The organism is Deinococcus planocerae, from assembly GCF_002869765.1.
GTDB classification, from domain to species: Bacteria; Deinococcota; Deinococci; order Deinococcales; family Deinococcaceae; genus Deinococcus; species Deinococcus planocerae.
The window spans coordinates 1-21,564 of sequence record NZ_PNOR01000042.1 but is presented as its reverse complement, the minus strand read 5'-3'; the positions used below and the strand labels follow the sequence as shown (position 1 = coordinate 21,564).

At 70.6% G+C, this 21,564-nt stretch carries 23 protein-coding genes and 2 pseudogenes; 20 read left to right on the top strand and 5 right to left on the bottom strand.

Annotated elements, in window-relative coordinates; genetic code table 11:
* Positions 1–13: 13 nt before the first annotated feature.
* Positions 14–1,516 (bottom strand): proline--tRNA ligase, encoded by a 1,503-nt coding sequence (gene proS / locus A7B18_RS18335; RefSeq protein WP_102128148.1) that lies wholly within the window; start codon positions 1,514–1,516, stop codon positions 14–16.
* Between the two features lie 82 nt (positions 1,517–1,598).
* Between proS and A7B18_RS18330 the strand changes: the two genes are divergently transcribed.
* From A7B18_RS18330 to A7B18_RS18260, 15 genes and pseudogenes are all read left to right on the top strand, one after another.
* A complete protein-coding gene (locus tag A7B18_RS18330) occupies positions 1,599–1,943 on the top strand; it encodes a VOC family protein (protein WP_102128137.1) in 345 nt (114 codons plus the stop codon).
* Between the two features lie 15 nt (positions 1,944–1,958).
* Positions 1,959–2,750, top strand: a complete 792-nt coding sequence (locus A7B18_RS18325) for a nucleotidyltransferase family protein (protein ID WP_102128136.1) — start codon at positions 1,959–1,961, stop codon at positions 2,748–2,750.
* Between the two features lie 93 nt (positions 2,751–2,843).
* A complete protein-coding gene (locus A7B18_RS18320; protein WP_102128135.1) occupies positions 2,844–3,128 on the top strand; it encodes a DUF2171 domain-containing protein in 285 nt (94 codons plus the stop codon).
* Between the two features lie 193 nt (positions 3,129–3,321).
* Positions 3,322–3,726 (top strand): annotated as a pseudogene (locus A7B18_RS18315) (NADAR family protein); the annotation flags it as partial.
* Between the two features lie 121 nt (positions 3,727–3,847).
* On the top strand, positions 3,848–5,776 hold the full coding sequence (locus A7B18_RS18310) for an alpha-amylase family protein (RefSeq protein ID WP_102128133.1): 1,929 nt from the start codon (positions 3,848–3,850) through the stop codon (positions 5,774–5,776).
* On the top strand, positions 5,773–5,964 hold the full coding sequence (locus A7B18_RS18305) for a hypothetical protein (protein WP_102128132.1): 192 nt from the start codon (positions 5,773–5,775) through the stop codon (positions 5,962–5,964). Before A7B18_RS18310 ends, A7B18_RS18305 begins: the two co-directional genes overlap by 4 nt.
* 156 nt (positions 5,965–6,120) lie before the next feature.
* Entirely contained in the window at positions 6,121–6,324 is a 204-nt protein-coding gene (gene rpmI, locus A7B18_RS18300) for a 50S ribosomal protein L35 (protein ID WP_102128131.1), read from the top strand.
* A 3-nt stretch (positions 6,325–6,327) separates the two neighbouring features.
* Positions 6,328–6,687: a 50S ribosomal protein L20 gene (gene rplT, locus A7B18_RS18295; protein WP_102128130.1), complete on the top strand. Its 360-nt coding sequence runs from the start codon at positions 6,328–6,330 to the stop codon at positions 6,685–6,687.
* Positions 6,688–6,784: 97 nt separating this feature from the next.
* A complete protein-coding gene (locus tag A7B18_RS18290; RefSeq protein WP_180970232.1) occupies positions 6,785–7,621 on the top strand; it encodes a GNAT family N-acetyltransferase in 837 nt (278 codons plus the stop codon).
* A gap of 37 nt (positions 7,622–7,658) precedes the next feature.
* Positions 7,659–8,435, top strand: a complete 777-nt coding sequence (ppgK, locus tag A7B18_RS18285; RefSeq protein WP_102128128.1) for a polyphosphate--glucose phosphotransferase — start codon at positions 7,659–7,661, stop codon at positions 8,433–8,435.
* A 49-nt stretch (positions 8,436–8,484) separates the two neighbouring features.
* The gene (locus A7B18_RS18280) at positions 8,485–9,219 is read left to right on the top strand and encodes a sporulation protein (RefSeq protein ID WP_102128127.1); all 735 of its coding nucleotides are present in this window, start codon (positions 8,485–8,487) and stop codon (positions 9,217–9,219) included.
* Positions 9,220–9,285: 66 nt separating this feature from the next.
* Positions 9,286–10,455, top strand: a complete 1,170-nt coding sequence (locus A7B18_RS18275; RefSeq protein WP_102128147.1) for an amidohydrolase family protein — start codon at positions 9,286–9,288, stop codon at positions 10,453–10,455.
* A 70-nt stretch (positions 10,456–10,525) separates the two neighbouring features.
* Positions 10,526–10,747, top strand: a complete 222-nt coding sequence (gene rpmE, locus A7B18_RS18270) for a 50S ribosomal protein L31 (RefSeq protein ID WP_102128126.1) — start codon at positions 10,526–10,528, stop codon at positions 10,745–10,747.
* A gap of 488 nt (positions 10,748–11,235) precedes the next feature.
* Positions 11,236–11,847: a thymidine kinase gene (locus A7B18_RS18265; protein WP_102128125.1), complete on the top strand. Its 612-nt coding sequence runs from the start codon at positions 11,236–11,238 to the stop codon at positions 11,845–11,847.
* Between the two features lie 72 nt (positions 11,848–11,919).
* Positions 11,920–12,993, top strand: coding sequence for a GGDEF domain-containing protein (locus A7B18_RS18260; protein WP_102128124.1), 1,074 nt, complete (start codon positions 11,920–11,922; stop codon positions 12,991–12,993).
* Positions 12,994–13,006: 13 nt separating this feature from the next.
* On the opposite strand, the gene A7B18_RS18255 is transcribed toward A7B18_RS18260, so the two are convergent.
* Positions 13,007–13,999, bottom strand: coding sequence for a LacI family DNA-binding transcriptional regulator (locus tag A7B18_RS18255; protein ID WP_102128123.1), 993 nt, complete (start codon positions 13,997–13,999; stop codon positions 13,007–13,009).
* A 141-nt stretch (positions 14,000–14,140) separates the two neighbouring features.
* Here A7B18_RS18255 and A7B18_RS18250 point away from each other — a divergent pair, with 141 nt between their 5' ends.
* The 3 genes and pseudogenes from A7B18_RS18250 to A7B18_RS18240 all read left to right on the top strand — a co-directional run.
* Positions 14,141–14,644 carry a copper chaperone PCu(A)C gene (locus A7B18_RS18250; protein WP_102128122.1) on the top strand — a complete coding sequence of 168 codons (504 nt, stop codon included), beginning with the start codon at positions 14,141–14,143 and terminating at the stop codon, positions 14,642–14,644.
* 1 nt (position 14,645) lies between these two features.
* Complete coding sequence (locus tag A7B18_RS18245; protein ID WP_102128121.1) at positions 14,646–15,308, top strand: SCO family protein; 663 nt, start codon at positions 14,646–14,648, stop codon at positions 15,306–15,308.
* A pseudogene (locus A7B18_RS18240) lies at positions 15,305–16,117 on the top strand (cytochrome c oxidase assembly protein); the annotation flags it as partial. The gene A7B18_RS18245 and the pseudogene A7B18_RS18240, both read left to right, overlap by 4 nt.
* Before the next feature lie 517 nt (positions 16,118–16,634).
* On the opposite strand, the gene hisD reads toward A7B18_RS18240, so the two are convergent.
* The 3 genes from hisD to A7B18_RS18225 form a co-directional block, all read right to left on the bottom strand.
* Positions 16,635–18,047, bottom strand: coding sequence for a histidinol dehydrogenase (hisD, locus tag A7B18_RS18235; RefSeq protein ID WP_102128120.1), 1,413 nt, complete (start codon positions 18,045–18,047; stop codon positions 16,635–16,637).
* 91 nt (positions 18,048–18,138) lie between these two features.
* Complete coding sequence (locus tag A7B18_RS18230; protein WP_245872962.1) at positions 18,139–18,708, bottom strand: DUF3108 domain-containing protein; 570 nt, start codon at positions 18,706–18,708, stop codon at positions 18,139–18,141.
* A gap of 92 nt (positions 18,709–18,800) precedes the next feature.
* Complete coding sequence (locus tag A7B18_RS18225) at positions 18,801–19,979, bottom strand: phosphopentomutase (RefSeq protein WP_102128118.1); 1,179 nt, start codon at positions 19,977–19,979, stop codon at positions 18,801–18,803.
* A 141-nt stretch (positions 19,980–20,120) separates the two neighbouring features.
* On the opposite strand from A7B18_RS18225, the gene lptB reads away from it, so the two are divergent.
* Both lptB and A7B18_RS18215 read left to right on the top strand, forming a co-directional pair.
* Positions 20,121–20,849, top strand: coding sequence for an LPS export ABC transporter ATP-binding protein (gene lptB, locus A7B18_RS18220; RefSeq protein ID WP_102128146.1), 729 nt, complete (start codon positions 20,121–20,123; stop codon positions 20,847–20,849).
* Between the two features lie 13 nt (positions 20,850–20,862).
* Positions 20,863–21,564: DUF3084 domain-containing protein (locus tag A7B18_RS18215; protein WP_146009587.1), on the top strand; the 702-nt coding region annotated here is incomplete at its 3' end.

The window sequence follows — 21,564 nt, the reverse complement described above, 5'->3', positions numbered from 1 at the left end:
GCTGACCGCTCCCTCAGTACTGCCGCCCGAAAATCACCCGCTTGCCGTACGCGGCGGGCCGTCCGGTATGCACGCACACCCCGCCCTCCTCCCGCTCCGCGAAGAACTCCGCGTCGTCCAGGGGGATGTTGCGGATCGTCGCCTTGGTGTCCTCCTTGATCTGCCGCTCGCTCGCCTCGTCGCCGCAGTGGAAGGCCAGCACCCACTTCCCGGCCTCGATGGCGGCCCTGAACTCCTCGTAGGTGTCCACCTTGACGGTGTTTTCGAGCATGAAGTCGGTCGCCCGCTTCAGGAGCCAGGACTGGATGCCGTCCAGACGAGCCTTCATGCTGCCCACGGCCTCCTCGCGGCTCAGGGTCTCCTTCTCCTCGGCGTTGCGGTTCTTGACGACCACGACGCCCTGCTCCAAGTCGCGGGGGCCGAGTTCGACCCGGACAGGTACGCCCTTGAGTTCCCAGTCGTTGTACTTGAAGCCGTTCGTCACGCCGTCGCGCTTGTCGACCTTGACCAAGAGGCCCTGGGCGCGCAGTTCGGCGGCCAACTTCTCGCCCTCCGCCACCATCTCGCCCAAGTTGTCCTTGCGGCCCACGGGAATCACGACGACCTGAATGGGAGCAATGTTGGGGGGCATGATCAACCCCTGGTCGTCCCCATGCGTCATGATGATCGCGCCGATGATGCGGCTGGAGATCGCCCAGCTCGTCGTGTAGGCGTATTCCTCGCGCTGCTCGCGCGTCTGGAATTTCACGTCGAAGGCCCGCGAGAAGTTCTGCCCCAGGTAGTGCGACGTTCCCGATTGCAACGCCTTCCCGTCGCGCATCATCCCCTCGATGGAGTAGGTAGCGACTGCCCCGGCGAAGCGTTCGGAGGCCGTCTTCTCCCCCCGCACGACGGGCAGGGCCAGCACGTCCCGGCAGAACTCGTGGTAGAGGTCGAGCTGCTGGCGGACCTCTCCTCTCGCCTCTTCTTCCGTCGCGTGCGCCGTGTGTCCCTCGTGCCAGTAAAACTCGCTCGTTCGCAGGAACGCCTTCGTCCGCAGCTCGGCGCGGAAGACGCTGCCCCACTGGTAGTGGAGGAAGGGGAGGTCACGGTAGGAGTTCAGCCAGCCGCTCCACATGTGGCCGATGATCGTCTCGGAGGTGGGGCGCAGGACGTAGGGCTCGGCGAGTTCCTCCGTGCCGATCTTCGTCACCGTGAAGAGTTCGGGCGCGAACCCCTCGACGTGTTCGGCCTCCTTCGTCAGGAAGTTCATGGGGATCAGGGTGGGGAAGAGCAGCGACTCGTGCCCGGTGGCCTTGAAGCGGGTATCCAACCAGCGCTCGATGTTCTCCCACAGCGCCGCGCCGTAGGGCCGCACCACCATCGCGCCCGCCACGGGGCTGTTGTCGGCGAGGTCGGCCTTCTTGACCACCTCGTTGTACCAGTCGTTGAAATCGACGCTCTGGGGCGTCACCCCGTACTGCTGTGCCTTCTTATCCTGCCTGTCTCCGCTGGCCGCCTTCGTCATAAAGGCCATCATAGCGGGGCGGGGGAGGCGGGCTGAATCCGCCGCCTGGCCCACCGGGCAGGCCGAATGGCGGGGCTGTTAAGCTGCGCCCATGCTCAGAATCGGCTCCATCGTCTGGGGCGTGCGGGACGTGCCGAGGGCCATCGAGTTCTGGACGCGGGCGCTGGACTACCGGCTGCGCAACGAACCGGACGACGACTGGGCCGTTCTGGTGCCCCGGGAAGGACCGGGCGTCCAGCTCGCCCTCGATCTCGTGGACTCCGAAAAGGCGCGGCGCCATCACCTCGACCTTTACGCCGAGGATCAGGCGGCGGAAGTGGAACGGCTTCTGGCCCTGGGAGCCACCCGCGTGGACTGGCGCTACGAGCCGGAGGCCGACTACGTGGTGCTCGCCGACCCCGACGGCAACCGCTTCTGCGTGGTGCAGGTGGCTTGAGGCGATGATGGGGGCGTGACCGTTCCCGACCTCGCCCGCACCATCGCCGCTCAAGTCGCGCGGGTTCCCGGCATCGTCGCCGTCTCCCTCGGCGGTTCGCACGCCCGCGGCAACGCCCGCCCCGACTCCGACCTCGACCTCGGCCTCGCCTACGACGCCGCGCACCCCTTCGACCTCGCCGCGCTCAGCGCCCTGTGCCGCGACCTCGACGAGTCGGGCTCCGCTTCGGCCACCCCGCCCGGCGGCTGGGGTCCGTGGGTGGACGGCGGCGCGTGGTTGACGGTGGAGGGGCAGCGGGTGGACCTCATCTACCGGGAAGTGAGGCGGGTGGAGAAGAGTGTGGGGGACGCCCTGGCCGGAAGGGTCAGCGTGCACGCCCAGCCCGGACACCCCCACGGCATCCACGGGCACCATTACGCGGCGGAACTGGCGACGGGCCTCATCCTCCACGACCCCTCAGGAAGGTTGGAGCGGCTGCGGGCACGGCTCGGAGGCTACCCGGCGTCCCTCGCTCAAGCCCTCGAAGAGCACTACGCCTGGCAACCCGGCTTTTGGCTGGACGGAGCGGCCAAGGGCCTGAAACGCGGCGACGTGCACTATGCGCAGGGGTGCCTGTATCAAGCCGTCATGGCGATGGTGCAAACCCTTGGCGCGCGGGGGCGGGCCTGGATTCTGAACGAGAAGGGGGCAGTCGCGCTGGCGGGGGCGTTGCCGGGGGCTCCCCCGAACTTCGCGGGTCGGGTGAACGCCGCACTCACGGCGCTGGACGTGGGCGCCGTGCGGAACCTGGCTGCGGAGGTGGGTTGAGGAGGCGACATGGAGATTCCACCAACATTCCGTGACGCCCTCCTGTACCTGACTGTCATCTGATTCGCCGGGAGGCCCCCGTAGGCTACGCCCATGACCCAGAACGACGGACAGAACGACCAGAACCTCGTCGACCAGATCGACGACCGGGTGAGGCAGGACCTCCGCCAGCGCCTCGAAAGCCAGGGCGAGCACATGCAGGTCAAGGACATGAACGGCGAGCACGTCGGCACGGTGGACCATATGGAGGGTGACCAGCTCAAGCTGACCCGCACCGACAGCCCGACGGGAGAGCACCGCTACGTCCCCCTCTCGCAGGTCGAGAGCATGGACGATGTGGCGGTGTACCTCAACGTCAGCCGCGATCAGGTGCAGTAAGGCAGGAAGAGCAGCCGGACGGGGAGGGCGGTGGGGGAGACCTCGCCGCCTTCTTCCCGTTGGCCTACCCCGCTTGGCAGATGCGTTTTTCGCCCCGGCCTGGAAGCCTTTCCCCATGCCGGACACCGTGTACTTCTACCGCACCGCCCACCCCTTCTCGACTATTTCTGATGGATAGGGCCACCCCAGCGTCTTCGTGGAAGACGGCGTGACCTACCGCTGGGCCGAGCAGTACCTGATGGCGCGCAAGGCCCGACTCTTCGGCGATGAGGCAAGGCTCGCCGCCATCCTCGCCGCCCGCACCCCGGCGGAATGCAAGGCGCTGGGCCGCCGCGTCACCCCCTACGATGACGGCGTGTGGGTGCGTGAGCGGTACGGCGCGGCACTCGACATGCTCCGGCTGAAATTCGGGCAGGCCGACAGGCTGCGCGCCGCCCTGCTGGGCACCGGAGACGCCCTGCTCGTCGAAGCCTCGCCCACCGACCGCATCTGGGGCATCGGCTTCTCGGAACAGGAAGCGGAGGCCCACCGCCACGCCTGGGGCGAAAACCTGCTGGGCCGTGCGCTTATAAAGGTGCGGGCGGAGTTGCGGGGATAGGGCCTTCTTAAAAAGGCGCAGAAGGCGGAAGGCAAAGGTCAAAGGCGCCCTGGGTTAGCCTTCCGCCTTCGACCTTCTGCCCCTTTTGGAACCGTTCCCACTCCCGGCGTATGCTGGGCGGGTGCTCAAGTCCGACCCCTGGGCGCGGCTGCGGACCGCGTTCGACGACGACCGCGACGCCGACACGTTCTTCCTGCGCCTGGAGCGGTACGGCCCCGACCTGCAAGGGAGCCTGCGCGCCGTGTACGGGGACCGGGCCGACCCCCTCTTCGACCGCCTGATCGAGGTGATGCTCCACGCCTTCCACGCCCGTCCGGCGGACCTCCGGCGTCTCGACGAGGCCCGTCTCCTGCGCCCGGACTGGCTTCAGACGCCGGATATGATCGGGTACATCGCCTACGCGGACCGCTTCGCGGGGACGTTGAAGGGTGTGGCCGAGCACCTCGACTACCTCCAGGGCCTCGGGGTGAAGTACCTCCACCTGATGCCCCTCCTCAAGCCCCGCGCGGGCGAGAACGACGGCGGCTACGCGGTGCAGGATTACCGGGCCGTGCGGGAAGACCTGGGCACGATGGACGACCTCTCGGCCCTGGCGCGGGGGCTGCGAGGACGCGGGGTGAGCCTCGTCCTCGACCTCGTGCTCAACCACGTGGCCCGCGAGCACGAGTGGGCTGAAAAGGCACGTGCTGGAGAGCCCAAGTACCGCGACTACTTCCACATCTACCCCGACCGCGCCCTTCCCGACGCCTACGAGCGCACCCTCCCCGAGGTCTTTCCCGACTTCGCGCCGGGCAACTTCACCTGGGACGACGCGGCGGGGGGCTGGGTCTGGACCACCTTCAACGCCTACCAGTGGGACCTGAATTGGGCCAACCCGGACGTTTTCCTGGAGTTCGCCGACCTGATCCTATACCTCGCCAACCGGGGGGTGGAGGTTTTCCGGCTAGACGCCATCGCCTTCATCTGGAAGCGGCTGGGAGGGGCGAGCCAGAACCAGCCCGAGGTCCACCACCTCACCCGGGCCCTGCGCGCCGCCGCCCGGATCGTGGCGCCCGGGGTGGCCTTCAAGGCCGAGGCCATCGTGGCGCCCGCCGACCTGATCCACTACCTGGGCACGCGGTCACACCACGGCAAGGTCTCGGACATGGCCTACCACAACAGCCTGATGGTGCAGATCTGGTCCACCCTGGCGAGCCGCAACACCCGGCTCTTCGAGGAGGCGCTGCGGGCCTTTCCCCCCAAGCCCACGAACACGACCTGGGGCATGTACGTCCGCTGCCACGACGACATCGGCTGGGCGATCAGCGACGAGGACGCCGCCCGCGCGGGACTCAGTGGCGAGGCGCACCGCCGCTTCCTGAGCGACTTCTACAGCGGGGAGTTCCCGGGCTCCTTCGCCCGCGGCCTCGTCTTCCAGTTCAACCCGGCGACCGGGGACCGCCGCATCAGCGGGTCGGGGGCCAGCCTCGCCGGGCTGGAGACGGCGCTGGAGGCCGGGGACGCGGGCCGGGTGGATGACGCCGTGCGCCGTCTCCTCCTCGCCCACGCGGTCGTGCTGGGCTTCGGCGGGGTGCCCCTGCTGTATATGGGCGACGAACTGGCGATGCTCAACGACTCCGGCTTCACCGAGGTGCCCGAACACGCCCCCGACAACCGCTGGGTCCACCGCCCGAAGATGGACTGGGAGTTGGCCGAGAAGGTGGCGACGGAGCCCGACTCGCCCGCCGGACGGGTCAACGCGGGCCTGCGCCACCTGATCCGCGTGCGGCAGGACACCCCGCACCTGCACGCCAGCATCGAGAGCCACGTCGTCCCCAGCCCCGACGGACGGGTGCTGCTGCTGCGCCGCGACCACCCCCTCGGCGTGATGGTGCAGGTCTACAACTTCAGCGAGGGGGAGGTGGACTTCCCCGCCCACCTCCTGCGCGACCACCTCGGTGAGCATGCGACCGATCTCCTCGGCGGGAGTGCGTTTACCTTCGGACATTACCCGGTGCATCTGGAGCCCTACCGGGCGCTGTGGCTGGTGAGCCGGGAGGTTCAGGGATGACCCGCCCGCGCCGCACCCGCATTCCCGTCGAGACCCTGCTGAACGCGGCCCGCAACGCCGCCGAACGCCTGACCCAACTCAGCCGCGACCCCGAGGTGCGGCGGGAGGCGGCGAACGTCGCGCAGGCCGTGACACGTCTGCTGGCGGCCATCCGCAGGAGCGGGCAGGGGCCGACACCGCCGAGGTGAGGGGCCGCGTCCCCCTTGCCCCCTCCCGCCCCCTTCGCGTATAGTTTCCCCTTGGCCTAAGTGGGACGGGGCGGCCAACGGTCTCCACCGAGAGACGGCCCCAGCCCCCAGACGGAACCCTCCGAACCGGAGTGGGACCGGGCTACAGGAGCAAGTATGCCGAAGATGAAGACCAAAAAGAGCATGACCCGCCGGGTGAAGGTCACGGCCACCGGCAAGGTCATGGCGTTCAAGAGTGGCAAGCGCCACCAGAACACCGGCAAGAGCGGCGACGAGATTCGCGGCAAGGGCAAAGGCTTCGTGCTCGCCAAGAGCGAGTGGGCCCGCATGAAGCTCGGGCTCGTCGTCGGGAGGAAGTGAGCCATGCCACGCGTCAAGACCGGGATCGTTCGCCGCCGCCGCCACAAGAAGGTGCTCAAGCGCGCCAAGGGCTTCTGGGGTTCTCGCAGCAAGCAGTACCGCAACGCCTTCCAGACGCTGCTCAACGCCGCGACCTACGAGTACCGCGACCGCCGCAACAAGAAGCGCGACTTCCGCCGCCTGTGGATTCAGCGCATCAACGCCGGTGCCCGCCTGCACGGCATGAACTACTCCACCTTCATCAACGGCCTCAAGCGCGCCGGGGTGGACCTCAACCGCAAGGTGCTCGCCGACATCGCCGCCCGCGAGCCCGAGGCCTTCCGCGCCCTCGTGGACGCCGCGAAGGGTGCGCGGGGCCAGTAAGCGAGCCGTTCCAAAGAAGCCGCCTCCCACGTGGGGGCGGTTTTCTTTGCCCCCTACCAGAAGTCACCCAGGCCCTTCACCGGCGAAGATGGACGGCATGATTCAGGTGCGTCCCTGGACCCGAGCCGACCTCCGCGTGCTAGAGCCGCTGTTGGCCGCGTCATTCGGGCGATCGGACTTCGATCTGGCGGACGAGTGGGAATACTTCCCCGACCCGGTGCCGCCGGGGTGGCTCACGGCCTGGGTCGGGAATGCCGAACCGCTGGGCTTCCTGCGCTTCTTTGCGGCGGGGAAGGGCGTGCAGGTCGCGGAACTGTACGCTTCGCCCGGGCCGTTCCGGGAGGACGTGTGGGAAGCCCTGCTGTGCGGGCTGGTGGGTGCCGTTCCCCCGATCTCCGGAGAACGCCTGCGCTTCGACCTACCTCCGGACGACATCACCTTGCGGACGGTGTTGGATCGACACCTAGAAGTGGTCGAGGTGCACGAGTATCTGCGTCTCGAACGTGAGGTGGAGGGCCGGGGCCAACATCCGCGTCCTCCGCTCTCCCCGGAGGACGCCCAGGCCGCCGCCGAGGTTCTCTCCACCCTCAAGCCCTACCCGCCGGACAGGCTGCGGGCGCTGTTCTCGCAGGGGGAACTCACCCTGACCCGGCGGGACGGGCGGGTCGTCGGCGCCGCCCACGTGGAGGGCCGGGGGGAGGGGGAGCGGGAGGTGGTGACCCTCGCCGTGCGCCCCGAAGCACGCGGGACGGGAGAGGGCACCCGGCTCCTTCGTGCCCTCCTCATGGGTCAACCCCCGGGAACAAGGCGCCTCTCGTTGCAGGTGAGGGCCGACAACCACGCCGCGTGCCGCCTGTACGTGCGGCAGGGGTTCCGGGAACTCCCCGAGAAGCGGGAAATCTGGGTCTTTGCGAGACCTCCACGGTTCAGCTAATGGCCCCAGGTGCCCGCCTTCCCTTACGCTGTACCCCATGAGCGTGATCCTGGGCATCGACATCGGCGGCAGCGGCATCAAGGGGGCACCCGTGGACACGGCGACGGGGAAACTGCTCGCCGAGCGCCACCGCATCCCCACCCCGGAGGGCGCGCGCCCCGAGGCCGTCAAGGACGTGGTGGCCCAGCTCGTGCGGCACTTCGGGCACGAGGGACCCGTGGGGGTCACCTTTCCCGGGATCGTGCAGCACGGGCGCACGCTGAGTGCCGCCAACGTGGACAAGGGCTGGATCGGCCTCGACGCCGACGCCCTCTTTACCGAGGCGACCGGGCGCGACGTGCACCTGATCAACGACGCCGACGCCGCCGGGCTCGCCGAGGCCCGCTTCGGGGCGGGGGCGGGCGTGTCCGGCGTGGTCATGGTCCTGACCTTCGGCACCGGGATCGGCAGCGCGCTGATCCACGACGGGGTGCTCGTGCCGAACACCGAACTCGGGCACCTGTGGCTCAAGGGGGACAAGCACGCCGAGACGTGGGCTTCCGACCGCGCCCGCGAGCGCGACGACCTGAACTGGAAGAGCTGGGCCAAGCGCGCCTCGACGTACCTCCAGCACCTCGAACTGCTGTTCTCCCCCGACCTCTTCATCATCGGGGGCGGCATCAGCAAGAAGGCCGACAAGTGGGGCGAGCACATCCACCTCACCCGGAGCAAGTTCGTCCCGGCGGCCCTCCAGAACGAGGCGGGCATCGTCGGCGCCGCCATGATCGCCGAGCGGCGCGCGGCGGGGCGGCAGTCGGAGGGCGCGGGGGCGTAGCGTCTGGACTCGGGAACCCCGCTCACACTTCCGCCGTAAGGGCAGGCGTATGGGCTTCCTGAAGAAGATGATGGCGGCGGTCGGCGTGGGCGGGGCGACGGTGGACGCGCGGGTGCACAATCCGGCGGTCCGGGTCGGCGAGGCGATCACCGGCGTGGTGCTCGTGCGCGGCGGGGCCGTCCCGCAGCGGGTCGAGCGGGTGAACCTCGGTCTCGCCACCCGCTACAAGCACGACGACGGCTACGTCACCCACGGGCTGTTCAGCCAGCCGGTGACGCCCGGTTTCGACCTCCAGCCCGGCGAGACGCGCGAGTTTCCCTTCTCGCTGACCGTGCCGTCCGGCACCCCGCTCAGCCTGCCGGGCACGGCGGTATGGCTGGCGACCGACGCCGACGTCGCGGGGGCGGTGGACCCCGGCGACACCGACCACCTCCAGATTCTGCCCAGCCGCGAGATGGAGGTGGTCATCACGGCGGCGGAGCGCCTGGGCTTTCGGCTGGCGGCGAGCGAGGTCGAGCACCACTACGGGCGCATCGTGCAGGAACTCAGCTTCCGGCCCCCGTATGGCCAGTCCCACCTCACCGAACTGGAGATGATGATGTTCCCGGCCTCGGGCGGTCTGGACGTGATTCTGGAGGTGGACCGCCGCGCCACCGGCCTGAGCAGCCTCTTCACCTCCGAGTTCGAGCAAAAGGGGCGCTGGCACGTCCCGGCGTCCCTCCTCGCGGGGGGACCGGACGCGGTGGCGCGCGAGTTGCGGGGCCGGATTCAAAGGCTGAGCTGAGGGCCGTCCGGGCGGGGCGGGGAGAGGGAGGCGCCGACCTTCCCTCCCGCCCTCACAATGGGCCGCATGACTTCCGCCAGCTCATCTGATCCCCACACCCCCGAACTCCTCACCTGCGACGTGCTCTTCACGGGCGTGGGCGGCGGGCAGTCGCCGGGCGGGGTGGTGGTCTCGAACGGGGTGATTGCGGCGACCGGACACCCCGACACCCTGCGAGCGAGCTATCCTCACGCGCGGGAGCGGCGGGCCGGAGAGGTCATCGCGCCGCCCCCCGTGAACGCCCACACCCACCTCGACATGAGCGCCTACAGCTTCCGCGCGCTGCCCTACTTCCGCTGGATTCCCGAGGTCGTGGTCGCCCAGAGCGCGAAACGTGGGATGTCGGGAACCGAGGCCGGGGCGGACACCCTCGCGCGGCTGGGGGTCGGCGGGGTGGGCGACATCGTGTGGTCCCCGGACGCCATGCCCGCCCTCCTCGCCCGGGAGGACCTGCGCGGGGTGGCGTACTTCGAGGTTCTGGGTCCCTTTCCCGAGACGGCGGACGAGACCTTCCGGCAGGCGCGCGAGCGGGTCGAGGGGTGGCGCCGCCTCGAACGGCCCGGCGGGCTGCGCGTCGGCCTCTCGCCACACACGCCCTTCACGGTCAGCCACCGCCTGATGCGGCTGCTCACCGAGTACGCGGCGGGGGAGGGGCTCCCCGTGCAAATTCACGTGGCGGAACATCCCTCCGAAGTCGAGCTGTTCCGCACCGGGGCAGGACCGTTGTGGGAGTCCATGCGCCGCCTGCGTTCCCCCGCCTCCTTCTCCGAGGTCATTGGGCGCGACCCGGCCCCCGACCTCACGCCCGTGCGTTACCTCGACGAACTGGGGGCGCTGGTGGGGCGGCCCACCCTCGTCCACATGGTGAACGTGACGCCGGACGACATCGCCCGCGTGAGCCGAGCCGGGTGCCCGGTCGTCTCCTGCCCGCGCTCGAACGCGCACCTGGAGTGCGGGACCTTCCCCTGGGTCGCCTTCGCGGCGGCGGGGGTGGAGGTGGCCCTGGGGACGGACTCGGTGGCGAGCGGCGGGGGCCTCGACGGGCGCGAGGAGGTCGCGTTCGCCCGCCGCCTCTACCCGGACCTCGACCCCCGGCTCCTCGTGCGCGCCGCCGTCAAGGGCGGGTACCGCGTGACGGGCCTTCCCACCCCGACCCTGCGCCGGGGCGAGGCGTGGGACACCCGGTATGTCTGGTAAAGTTCCCCGCCCGCTGCTATACTTCCGAGGTTGCCCGTTACGCACAACGACGTGACGGAGGAGGAACAAGATGAAGAAAGATGCCCATCCCAAGGCCGTGCCGTGCAAGATCATGTACCAGGGCAAGGTCGTCATGGAGACCCTCTCGACCCGCCCCGAGATTCACGTGGACGTGTGGAGCGGCGTGCACCCCTTCTGGACCGGCGAGGAGCGCTTCGTGGATACCGAGGGCCGCGTGGACAAGTTCAACAAGCGCTTCGGCGACTCGTACCGCACCAACCGCAAGAAGTAAGGCTGATTGCCCAAGCCGCCCCGCCCGCGCTGGTGGGGCGGTTTTCATTTTTCGGAGCGAGAGGGCGCGACACCATCCCTCGTGGCCCTGACGAAGAAGCGGCGCAACTTCCGGTCCATCGTTGTCGCCGACCAGCCCTACTGCTGGAGGGTTACCAGCAAGAACACTGGGTTCCTGACAGTCGTGCAGGAGTCGGGCGGGGGTCAGCGGCTGGTGGTCGCCCTGCCGGAGTGGCGGGGGACCCGTGGTTGCACATGGGGAATCACGACCTCCGCCCCGGGAACAACCCTGCCCGGATCACTCCCGCTTTCGCCGAACAGGCCATCCGGCGGGCCCTCGACCTCGGTTGGCGACCCGGTGCGCCGGGCTCGACGTTCGAGCTGGCCTTCGTGAACGGACGTTTTCGGGTCGTCCCAGGCTGAGCAGAGTCGGGCCCGGCCCGTCTGGGGCCAACGCGCCGCCGCTCCCCGACTTCTATAATCCGGCCCGTGCTCAAGTCCCCCTACCACGGCGGCCACCTCGAGGTGATCGTCGGGCCGATGTTCAGCGGCAAGAGCGAGGAACTCATCCGCCGCCTCACCCGCGCGGTGATCGCCCGCCAGCGGGTGGCCGTGTTCAAGCCCGCGCTCGACCGCCGCTACCACGTCGCCCACGTCGCCAGCCACGCGGGCCGCTCCATCGAGGCCATAGCCGTGCGGGACGCCGCCGCCATCCGCGCGCACCTGACGGGGGAGGGGGTGCTCCTCCCCGCGCCCGAGTCCCCCCTGCCCGAGGTGGTCGGCATAGACGAGGCGCAGTTTTTCGGGCCGGACCTCGGGCCGCTCGTGCTGGGGCTCGCCGAGGCGGGGGTGCGGGTGATCCTGGCGGGGCTGGACCTCGATTTCCGCGCCGAGCCCTTCGGGTGTATTCCCGACCTGCTCGCGCGGGCGGAGAGCGTCGAGAAACTGACGGCAATCTGCACGGTCTGCGGGGCGCCCGCCACGCGCTCGCAGCGGCTGATCGGCGGCCAGCCCGCCCGCTACGACGACCCCGTGGTGCTCGTGGGGGCGCAGGAGACCTACGAGGCCCGCTGCCGGGTTCACCACCGCGTCGTGCGCTGAGGGCCCGGACCGCTCCCGGAAACCGGGTAGGGTAGGATGAGAGTCTCACCGCCCGCCCCCGGAGTGTGTTCGATGAAGCCCACCGCCCACCGCGCACTCCAGCCCACCGACGACGAGCCCTGGCAGGGGTCGCAGCGGCGGATGTTTCTGCGCCTGGCGTGGCTGGGGGCGCTGGCGTGCGCCCTGGCGCTGTGGGTGCAGCGCTTCGCCTTCGATCCCCTCGACCGGGTGGCGCTGCCGCTGCTGGCGCTGACGCTGCTCGCCCTCCAGGCGGCGGTGGCGGCGCGCAGGCTGCGGGTGCACACGGCGGTGGGCGTGACGTACGCGGCGACCACGGTGTATTTCCTGCTCGCGCTGGAGCAGCAGTTCCGGACCTTTACGCCCCAGATGCACATGCTCAGCGAGAGCACGTACTGGTTCGCGCTGCTCTACGCCGCCCCCTTCCTGCTCTATCCGCCCCGGCAGGCGCTGCGCTGGGCGGGGGGCACCTACGCGGTCGCGCTGGGGCTGTGCCTGTACCACCTCGGCTTCGGGGCGGGGCGGGGCGACCTGCGGCTGACGGCGGCCATCCTCCAGTTCCTGCTCGCCGGGGCCGTGATGGTCGTCGTACAGGCGACCTTCGGGGTGCAGCGGATGCACCTGCTCGCCGCGCGCGAGGCCGCCTACCGGGACGCCCTGACGGGCCTCGCCAACCGCCGCGCCGCCGAGGAGAGGCTTGCCGCCCTCTCCGCGGGGGGGGAGCCCTTCACCGTGGTCCTCTTCGACCTCGACCACTTCAAGCGCCTCAACGACGAGCACGGCCACGCGACCGGCGACCGGGTGCTGCGGGGCGTGGCGGGGGCGGCGCGCGGCATCCTGCCTCCCGGTGGGCTCGCCGCGCGCTGGGGAGGCGAGGAATTCCTGCTCATCCTGCCGCCCCAGGAGGGCGACGAGGTGCGCCGTCTCCTCGACACCCTGCGGGGGCACCTGCGGGGCCAACGGCACGGCGAGGTCTCGGGCGTCACCGCCTGCTTCGGGGTCGCCACCACCGGCCCCGGCGAACACCCGGACAGTGTGATCCACCGCGCCGACGCCGCCATGTACGCCGCCAAACGCCAGGGCCGCAACGACGTGCGCCTCGACGAGACGCACCGGGTCCACGGCTGAGGGGGGAGCCGGGCTACGCCGTGTCGCGCACGATCAACCGGGGCTCGAAGCGGCGGGCGCGGGGCGGGCCCCGGAAGCCGCCGAGGCGCCCGAGCAGGAGCTGAGCGGCCTCGTAGCCCATGCCCTCGACCGGCTGGTGCAGGGTGGTGAGCCCCCGGGCCGCCGCCCACGGCTGGTCGTCGAAGCCGATGACGCGCAGGTCATGGCCCACCTTCAGCCCGCGCGCCCCCGCCTCGTCGAGCAGCGCCCCGGCGAGGAGGTCGGCGGAGGCGAAGACCGTGCAGGGAAACTCGGCCTCGCCCAGCAGGGCGCAGGCCACGTTGCGCGCGGCGAGGGGATCGAAGCTGGAGGTGAACTCGGCCCTCACCCCGCGCCCCGCCGCCGCCACCGCCTCGTGAAACCCCGCGCGGCGTTCCTCGAAGACGCGGGTGGTGAAGAGCTGGTCGAGTTCGGTCTCCACCCAGACCGCGTACAGCGCGCCCGGCAGGCTCACCGCGTACTCACCCGCCATGCGCCCGCCCGTCACGTTGTCGAGGAAGGCGCAGTCCACCCCCTCGGCGTGGGCGTCGACGAGCACGGTGGGTTGCTGGGGACGCAGCCGCCGCTCCTGAAAGAGGCCCGAGAGGTTGTAGGTCGCCATCACCAGCCCGTCGGCCTGGTACGCGAGGGTGTGCGAGCCCAGATACCGCTCCAGCCGCGAGCGGTCGAGCAGCGGAAAGATCGCCACGTCGTAGCGGGCCTCCTGAAAGGCCGTCTCCAGCCCGTCGAGGAGCCGGACGTAGAACTCGGTCGTCACGACGGGCAGCAGCACGCTGATGGTGTAGCTCTTGCCGCCTGCGATGCGCCGGGCGTGGGGATTGGGGGTGTAGTCGAGGTCATGAATCGCGCGCAGGACCGTCTCGCGGGTCGCGCCCTTGACGGCGGCGTGGTTGTTGAGCACCCGCGAGACGGTGCCGACCCCCACGCCCGCCCGCTTGGCGACATCCTGAATGGTGGGCTTGCGCATCACGGTGCCCCCACCATACTCCCGGAAGGCGGGGCCTGGAACCCGTTCCACGCTGGGAGGAGGCGGGGACAAACCGGCCCCACCCCGCGCCTAGACTGTGGGCAACGGGCCCGGTTCACCGTCGAGGAGGCTCCCTTTCCCATGTCGACCCCCACCCCCCTCTTTGTGGCCCTCGCGCTCGCCGCGGTCGTGATTCCCGCCGCCGCCGACCGGGCAGGTCACCACCTGACTGGTCACGCGGTGCAGGGCGCCCCGGCGCCTGCCGCCCTGGGCGCCGCCCTCCCCCTCACCGTGCAGGGGGCCACGGTGGTCGCCGTGCCGCCCGGGGCCACCGAGACGAGCGCCTTCATGACCCTGCGCAATGCGGGCAACAGCCCGGTCACCCTGACGGGCGTCCAGACCCCCGCCGCCGGACACGCCATGCTGATGCACACCCGCCGGGACGCCCAGGGCCGCACGGGCATGAGCGCCGTGAAGACCCTGACCGTTCCCGCACGCGGCACCCTCCGGCTCTCCGCGGCGGGCGATCACCTCATGCTGATGGACCTGACCCGGCCCCTCAAGGTGGGCGAGACGGTGCGCCTCACCCTGAGCGCGGGGCCGGGTCGCCGACTGAACGTGGACGCCGTGGTGCGCAAACCCTGACATGACCGAGACCTCGCTGCCCACCTCCCCTCCCGCCGCGCGGCCCTGGTACGTGTCGGCCCTCCTCGCCGTGTGCGCCGTCGCGCTCGTGCTGGGCGGGGCCTGGGGGTTCGCCCGCCTGAAGAGTCCCTTCCCCTTCTACGGCACCGCGTACGACCGCCCGACCGCCGCGCAGGTGTTCTCCGGCACCGACCAGAACGGCCAGGCCTGGACCTTCCGGCCCGGCGGGAGCGGGCGCACCACCGCCCTCTTCTTCGGCTTCACCCACTGCCCGAACATCTGTCCCCTGAGCCTCGCCTACCTCGACAAGGCACGTCAGGCCCTGCCCGCCGCCGAGCGAGAACGCTTCGACATCGTGCTCGTGAGCGTCGATCCCCGCAGAGACACGCCCGCGCGGCTGAAGGAGTACGTCGAGTTTTTCGGCAAGGCGACCGGGGTGAGGGTGCCCGAGCCTCGTCTTCCCGAGGTCGCCCGCGCCTACGGGGTCGCCTATCAGAAGGCCGACGTCAAGGGCCCGGACGAGTACCAGATCAACCACACCACGGGCACGTACCTGATCGACGCCTCGGGCAAGCTGCGCCTGCTGTGGGACTACACCCAGCTTCCGCAGGTGGAGCGGGTGGTGCGCGACATCGAGTACGTCATGGAGAACCCCGCCTCGTGAGCGTTCCCGCCGACCTCAACCCGACCCTGGGCAGCCTGCTCGCCCTGCGCTTCGACCCCCTGGTATGGCTGCCCGTCCTCGCGGCGGCGGGGTGGTACGGCTGGCGCTTCGCCCAGGTCCGGCGCACACCCGAGGGCCGGGCACGCTGGCCCGCCTGGAGGGCTGTGCTGTTCGGGCTCGGCGTGGTCCTCCTGCTCCTCGCCACCCAGTCCGCCGCGACGAATCTGACCCTGAACAGCATGGCGCTCTACATGGGGCGGCTGATGGTCCTCGCGGAGGTCGTGCCGCCGCTGCTGATCCTCGGTCTGCCGCGCGGTGTGTGGATCGACCCCCGGCGTCCCCTCGGGCGGGTGCTCGGCGTGCTGCTCGACCCCTGGGTGGCCCTCGCGGTGTGGTCCGCCGTCATCATCTTCTGGAACGTTCCGGCGGGGTTCAACGCCAGTATCGTCACGAATACCGCCGGGGCGCTGCTGCCCACGCTGTACCTGCTGAGCAGCCTGCTCGTCTGGGGCGTCGTGTTGCGGCCCCTGCCGAGCGTGCAGCCTGCGGGGATCGGTTCTCGCGGGTGGTTCGGGTTGCTCGCCGCGCTGCCGATGATGGCCGTGGCGGCGGTGTGGCTGTACTCGCGGCAGGTGCTGTATACGCCCTATGTGGGGGCGCTGTGCCTGTGGAACCTGACCCCGCTGGAGAATCAGCAGATCAGCGGGTGGATTATGATGCTGGCGGGGGTGCCTGCGCTGGGGCTGGCCTTTATTCAACTGATGGCGTGGGTGATCGAGTTGACGGACGGGGATGCACGGCCTCCTGCGGCAAAAGGGGGAATGGGTGACCCCGCCTTTCATCTCCGAAAGGCGGGGTTGGTGTTGAGGGGCCGGGCGACTTGCGACGGCTTGCCCCCACCCCCCAACCCCCTCCCCCCCGAGGGGGCAGGGGGCGCGGCGCGGCGCTGGGCAAGGGTACACGGGCGGCGCGGGTGGTCGGGTCATCCCAGGCGGAATGTTTGATCTTGTCGCGTCCCATCGGCTCGCCCACCGTCTCGCTGCGCGAGCAAGGCGGGGCCGTGGGCCTGGAGCGTTCAGTCACGGGCACTCATGGGGCGTCTGGATTGACGGTTTGAACAGCGCGAAAGCTTCAGCATATTGTCTCCCTCTCCCCCTGCGGGTGACTCGAAGAGCCGCGTAGCGGAGGGCCGGGGTGAGGGGGCGTGTGACCAACCCCACGCCCCTTTACCGCTCACCACCTATCTTTTTGCCCCTCCCCTTGAAGGGGGAGGCTGGGAGGGGGTGAATAGACTCGCCCCCCAGCCCCCTCCCCGCTCACTTTCCCCTACAGCGGTCCCATCCGGTCCGTCTCCCTTATCCCCCGACCCGACTCCACCTCTTCCTCCAGAACCGCCAGCGTCGCCTCCGGGTGGGCGTCCGGCACTTCGGGGGTCAGGCGGCTTTCGATGGCGCGGGCGTGGGCCTCCAGCCCCTCGGCGCGGGCGAGGACGGTGGCGGCGGGGCCGATGCGGCGCAGGGCGCCCTCGTTGACGCCGACGACGCTGATGATGGTCTGGAAGTCGCGCACATTGACGGGGCTCATGAAGCGGGCGGTGCCGCCGGTCGGCATGACGTGGCTGGGCCCGGCCACGTAATCGCCCAGTGCCTCCATGCTCGCCTCGCCGAGGAAGACGCCTCCCGCCCGCCGCACCCGCCCGAGCAGGCTCCACGGATCGCGGGTGAGCAGGCACAGGTGCTCCGGGGCGTACAGGTTGGCGAGCTCCAGCGCCTCGTCCAGGTCGGCGGCGAGGACGATCTTCATGCGGCTCTGAACACTGTCGCGCGCCCAGCTCCGGTTGGGTTCGGGCAGGGCTTCGAGCTGGCCGTTCAATTGGTTTTGCACCTCCACGAGGAGGTCGCGGCTGGTGGCGACGAGGACGGGCTCGGCCCCGAGGTGCTCGGCCTGCGCGAGGAGGTCGGCGGCCACGTAACGCGGGTCGGCGCTGTCGTCGGCCACGACGAGGGTCTCGGTGGGGCCGGGCAGGCTCTCGATGCCCGTCTGCCCGTACACCAGCCGCTTGGCGATCACCACGAACAGGTTGCCGGGCCCCGCGATCTTGTCCACGGCGGGGACGCTGGCGGTGCCGTAGGCCAGTGCGGCGATGCCCTGCGCCCCGCCGACCCGGAAGACGCGGCTCACCCCGACCTCCCGCGCCGCGACCAGGATGGCGGGGTGGACGGTGCCGTCCCGCGCGGGCGGCGTGGTGACAACGATCTCGGGGACGCCCGCCACCCGCGCCGGGACCGCCGTGTGGATCAGGCTGCTGACCAGGGGCGCGAGGCCGCCCGGCACGTACACCCCCACCCGCCCCAGCGGGCGCACGAGCTGGCCGAGCGCTCCGTCCGGCCCGTGTTCGAGGAAGCCGTGCGCGGGCTGACCTTCGTAAAAGGCCCGAACACGCTCCACCGCGAGCCGGATGGCGTCGTGCAGGTCGGGCTCGACCGTTGCGGCCTCAATCTCCTCCTGGGAGACTTCCAGCGTCTCCGGGCGGAAGCCGTCCACCTTCTCGGTCCAGTCGCGCAGGGCGTCGTCACCGCGTTCTCGGACGTCGGCGAGGATGCGCTGGGCGACCTGGGTGGGGGAGAGGCGTTCGCCGTAGAGCTGCTCGTTGCGGTCGAGGACGCTCTCGGGCACGGGCAGGTCGGAAAAACTTCGGGTCAGGGCCGCGCGGGCGGCGTCACCTTGCAGGACTTGCATGGGGTCTCCGGGGAAGCTGTCAGCTTTCAGCGATCAGCCATCAGGGGAAAGAAGGGCGGAAGCGAGGGCAGGTCTGCTGATCGCTGACGGCTCAAGACGCCCGGCGCCGCCGCCGCTCCGGTGGCCCCTTGCGGGCGGGTTGTAGCAGCGCCTCGACCGGGCCGAAGTCGGTGGGCTGAATCAGGCGCAGCAGGCGGTGGGGGGCTTCCCGCTCGACGTACACGTAGGCGCCGCCGGGGCGCAGGAAGTAGGCGCGGGCGGGGACCTCGTTCACGTCGGTGTCCGGGAGGCGCTGCACGAGCACCTGCCCCCCCGTCAGCCGGGTGGTCGCCCGGTCCTGTTCGCCCAGGCCGCGCAGCCACAGCAGCAGCGAGACGGGATCGTGGTACTCGGTCGTGAGGGGCAGGGTCACCTCTTCCTTGCCCTGACGCAGGGTGATCAGGCCCGTCTTGCGGTCGAAGGTCGTCTCGAAGGTGGCCCGCCCCCGCCCGTCGCCCTCCGCGTAGCTCAGGCTGGTGAGGTGTCTGGGGTGGAGGCGGCTCGTCTGCACCCGGCGCAACTCCGGCAACACCCCCGCGAAGTCGGTCTGCACCCGCGCCACCAGGGCGCTGCGCTCGGGCTGGAGGGCCCAACTCTGCTCGCCCGCGTATCGCCCCCCCAGCGAGAGGGTGAGCGTGAACGCCTCGGGCCCCGCGCGGAAGGTGGAGCCGTCGGTCTCGGCGGGGGAGAGCGTCTCGGGGGCACCCTGTGGAGTCAGCTCAGCGCCTTCCAGAAGCTCTCACCCGGCCCCTCCCACGCGGCGCCCAGCACCCCGGCGGCGGTCGCGCCCACGTCCGCGAAGGTGGCCCGCTCGCCGAGGTTCACCGCGCCCGTCATTCCCGGGCGGGAGGCCAGCAGCAGCCCGTACTCGCGCGTGTGGTCCGTCCCGTGCCACGTCGGGTCGTTGCCGTGGTCGCTGATGATGAGCAGCGCCCCGTCTTCCGGCACCGCCGCGAGCAGGTCGGGGAGGGCCGCGTCGAACTGGGCGAGACAGGCGCTGTAGCCCTGCGGGTCGCGGCGGTGCCCGAACTTCGCGTCGAAATCTACGAGGTTGGTGAAGATCAGGCCGTCCGTGCCCTCCTGCGCCGCCCGCCGCATCCGGTCGAGTGTTTTGGCGATTCCGTCCGCGTTGTTGTCGGTGTGGATCTCCTCCGTGAAGCCCCGGTGCGCGTAGATGTCGGGAATCTTGCCGATGCCGATCACTGACCGCCCCGCCTCCTTCAAGGCGTCGAGCACGGTGCGCGGCGGCTCCAGCGAGAAGTCCCTGCGGTGTTCGTTCACCCGCTCGAAGGGGAACTCTCCCCGGAAGGGCCGGGCGATCACCCGCGCGACCGCAAACTCGCCCTGAAGGAGGTCGCGCGCCGCCTGACACCACGCGTACAGCGTCTCCAGCGGCACCACGTCCTCGTGCGCGGCGATCTGGAACACGCTGTCGGCGCTCGTGTACACGATGGGCCAGCCCGTCCGCAGGTGCTCCTCCCCGAAGTCGCGGATCACGTCGGTGCCGCTGTAGGGCCGGTTGCACAGGTGTCCACGCCCGGTCGCCGCGTCGAAGGCGTCCGTCACGGCGGGGGGAAAGCCGTCGGGGAAGACCTGGAAGGGGTGCTGGAGCTGCACGCCCATGAACTCCCAGTGCCCGGTGCTCGTGTCCTTGCCGGGGCTCACCTCGCGCATCCGCCCGAAGGCGCCCCGGACCTCGCCCTCCGGAATGGTCTCCGGGCTCGTCTGCACGGTGGGCACCCGGCCCAGCCCCAGCCGCGCGAGGTGGGGCAAGGGCACCGGGGCCGCCGCGAGGGTGTGGTTGAGGGTGTGCGCGCCCGCGTCCCCGAACCGCCCCGCGTCGGGCAGCTCGCCGACCCCCACGGAATCGAGCACGATGATCGTCAACAGCATGGCCCCAGTGTAGGCCCCCGAATGGGGGGAGGCGCCCCGCCCGCCCCCTTCGTCGCACCCGTCACGGGAGCCGCCGGGGGCCCATGCTACCCTCGGAAGGTGACTGCCCCCGCCGTCTTGCCCACCGTCACACCCCTGACCATGAGGCCTGAACTCACCGCCCAGGGCCTGATCAAGACGTATGGTCGGCGGGCCGTCGTGCGCGGGGTGGACTTCACGGTGCGGCCCGGTGAGATCGTGGCGCTCTTCGGCCCGAACGGGGCGGGGAAGACCACCACCTTCTACATGCTCGTGGGCTTCATCCGGCCCGGCGGCGGGAGCATCCGGCTCGGCGACCGCGACGTGACCCGCCTGCCCATGCACGAGCGGGCGCGGCTGGGGCTGGGCTACCTCCCGCAGGAGCCCAGCGCCTTTCGCAAGCTCACCGCGCGCGACAACCTGCTCGCCATCCTCGAATACCAGCGCCTCTCCCGCGCCGAGCAGGAGGGGCGGGCAGATTCGCTGCTGGCCGAATTCGGGCTCACGCATCTGGCGAACTCCTACGCCTACCAGCTCTCGGGCGGCGAGCGGCGGCGCCTCGAACTCGCGCGGGCGCTGACGACCGATCCCGACTACCTGCTGCTCGACGAGCCCTTCACGGGCGTGGACCCCAAGAGCATCCGCGAGATTCAGCGGTTGATCCGCGAGCTGCGCGACCGCCGGGGGATCGGGGTCTTCATCACCGACCACAACGTGCGCGAGACCATCGCCCTGACCGACCGGGTGTACCTGATGTTCGACGGCGAGGTGAAGTTCGAGGGCACCCCGGCGCAGTTCGCGGCGGACGAGGACGCCCGGCGCCACTACCTCGGCGACGACTTCGAGCTGTAGGGGGCGCGGGCGCGTGCTGTGGCTCTTCCTGCCCTTCGTGGTCATCCTCTCGGGGGTGGTCGCCTACGCCGCCGACACCATCGCCAAAAAGGTGGGCCGCAAGCACCTGCGCTGGTTCGGGCTGCGGCCCAAGAGCACGGCGCTGCTGGTGGCGGTGCTCTCGGGCATGGGGATCAGCGCGGCGAGCCTCGCGGCCTTTTTGCTCCTGAACCGCAACGCCGTGAATACCATCGCGCAGGCCGACCAGCTCCGGCCCCAGGTGACCGCGCTGCGGGAGGAGCTCCAGGACGTGCAGGGGGGGGCCGGGGGGGAGACGCGGGAGCGGGGGGCCGGGGGGAGCCGCGGCCGCCTCGCCGCGTCGGAGGAGGCGCTGACGTCGAGCCGGGAGCGCGCTCGGGCGCTCGACGCGCGGGTGGAGGCGCTGGGCAGACAGGTCGCCGACCTCGACGCCCGCGCCGCGCAGGCCGAGACGGCGGCAACCCAGGCCCAGGCCCGCGCACAGACGGCCCAGGAGCGGGTCGGGGTGCTGGGCGGGCAGGTCGCCGACCTGGAGGCCTCGCGCCAGAGGGTCGAGACCCAGCGTAACCAGCTTGCCGGGGAGCGGGACGCCGCGCGTCAGGCCCGCGACGCCGCCGTGGCCGCGAGCGCCCAGGCCGAGGCGCAGCGCGTGGCCGCCCAGGAGGAGCGCGACCGGCTGGCCGCCGAGCGCACCGGG

Coding starts and splice junctions, on each gene's coding strand:
- ppgK (WP_102128128.1), top strand. CDS start 7,659: ATGAGCGTGATCCTGGGCATCGACATCGGCGGCAGCGGCATCAAGGGG.
- A7B18_RS18260 (WP_102128124.1), top strand. CDS start 11,920: ATGAAGCCCACCGCCCACCGCGCACTCCAGCCCACCGACGACGAGCCC.
- A7B18_RS18255 (WP_102128123.1), bottom strand. CDS start 13,999: ATGCGCAAGCCCACCATTCAGGATGTCGCCAAGCGGGCGGGCGTGGGG.
- proS (WP_102128148.1), bottom strand. CDS start 1,516: ATGGCCTTTATGACGAAGGCGGCCAGCGGAGACAGGCAGGATAAGAAG.
- rpmI (WP_102128131.1), top strand. CDS start 6,121: ATGCCGAAGATGAAGACCAAAAAGAGCATGACCCGCCGGGTGAAGGTC.
- A7B18_RS18275 (WP_102128147.1), top strand. CDS start 9,286: ATGACTTCCGCCAGCTCATCTGATCCCCACACCCCCGAACTCCTCACC.
- A7B18_RS18320 (WP_102128135.1), top strand. CDS start 2,844: ATGACCCAGAACGACGGACAGAACGACCAGAACCTCGTCGACCAGATC.
- A7B18_RS18305 (WP_102128132.1), top strand. CDS start 5,773: ATGACCCGCCCGCGCCGCACCCGCATTCCCGTCGAGACCCTGCTGAAC.
- A7B18_RS18330 (WP_102128137.1), top strand. CDS start 1,599: ATGCTCAGAATCGGCTCCATCGTCTGGGGCGTGCGGGACGTGCCGAGG.
- hisD (WP_102128120.1), bottom strand. CDS start 18,047: ATGCAAGTCCTGCAAGGTGACGCCGCCCGCGCGGCCCTGACCCGAAGT.
- A7B18_RS18280 (WP_102128127.1), top strand. CDS start 8,485: ATGGGCTTCCTGAAGAAGATGATGGCGGCGGTCGGCGTGGGCGGGGCG.
- A7B18_RS18250 (WP_102128122.1), top strand. CDS start 14,141: ATGTCGACCCCCACCCCCCTCTTTGTGGCCCTCGCGCTCGCCGCGGTC.
- A7B18_RS18290 (WP_180970232.1), top strand. CDS start 6,785: ATGATTCAGGTGCGTCCCTGGACCCGAGCCGACCTCCGCGTGCTAGAG.
- lptB (WP_102128146.1), top strand. CDS start 20,121: ATGAGGCCTGAACTCACCGCCCAGGGCCTGATCAAGACGTATGGTCGG.
- rpmE (WP_102128126.1), top strand. CDS start 10,526: ATGAAGAAAGATGCCCATCCCAAGGCCGTGCCGTGCAAGATCATGTAC.
- A7B18_RS18225 (WP_102128118.1), bottom strand. CDS start 19,979: ATGCTGTTGACGATCATCGTGCTCGATTCCGTGGGGGTCGGCGAGCTG.
- rplT (WP_102128130.1), top strand. CDS start 6,328: ATGCCACGCGTCAAGACCGGGATCGTTCGCCGCCGCCGCCACAAGAAG.
- A7B18_RS18245 (WP_102128121.1), top strand. CDS start 14,646: ATGACCGAGACCTCGCTGCCCACCTCCCCTCCCGCCGCGCGGCCCTGG.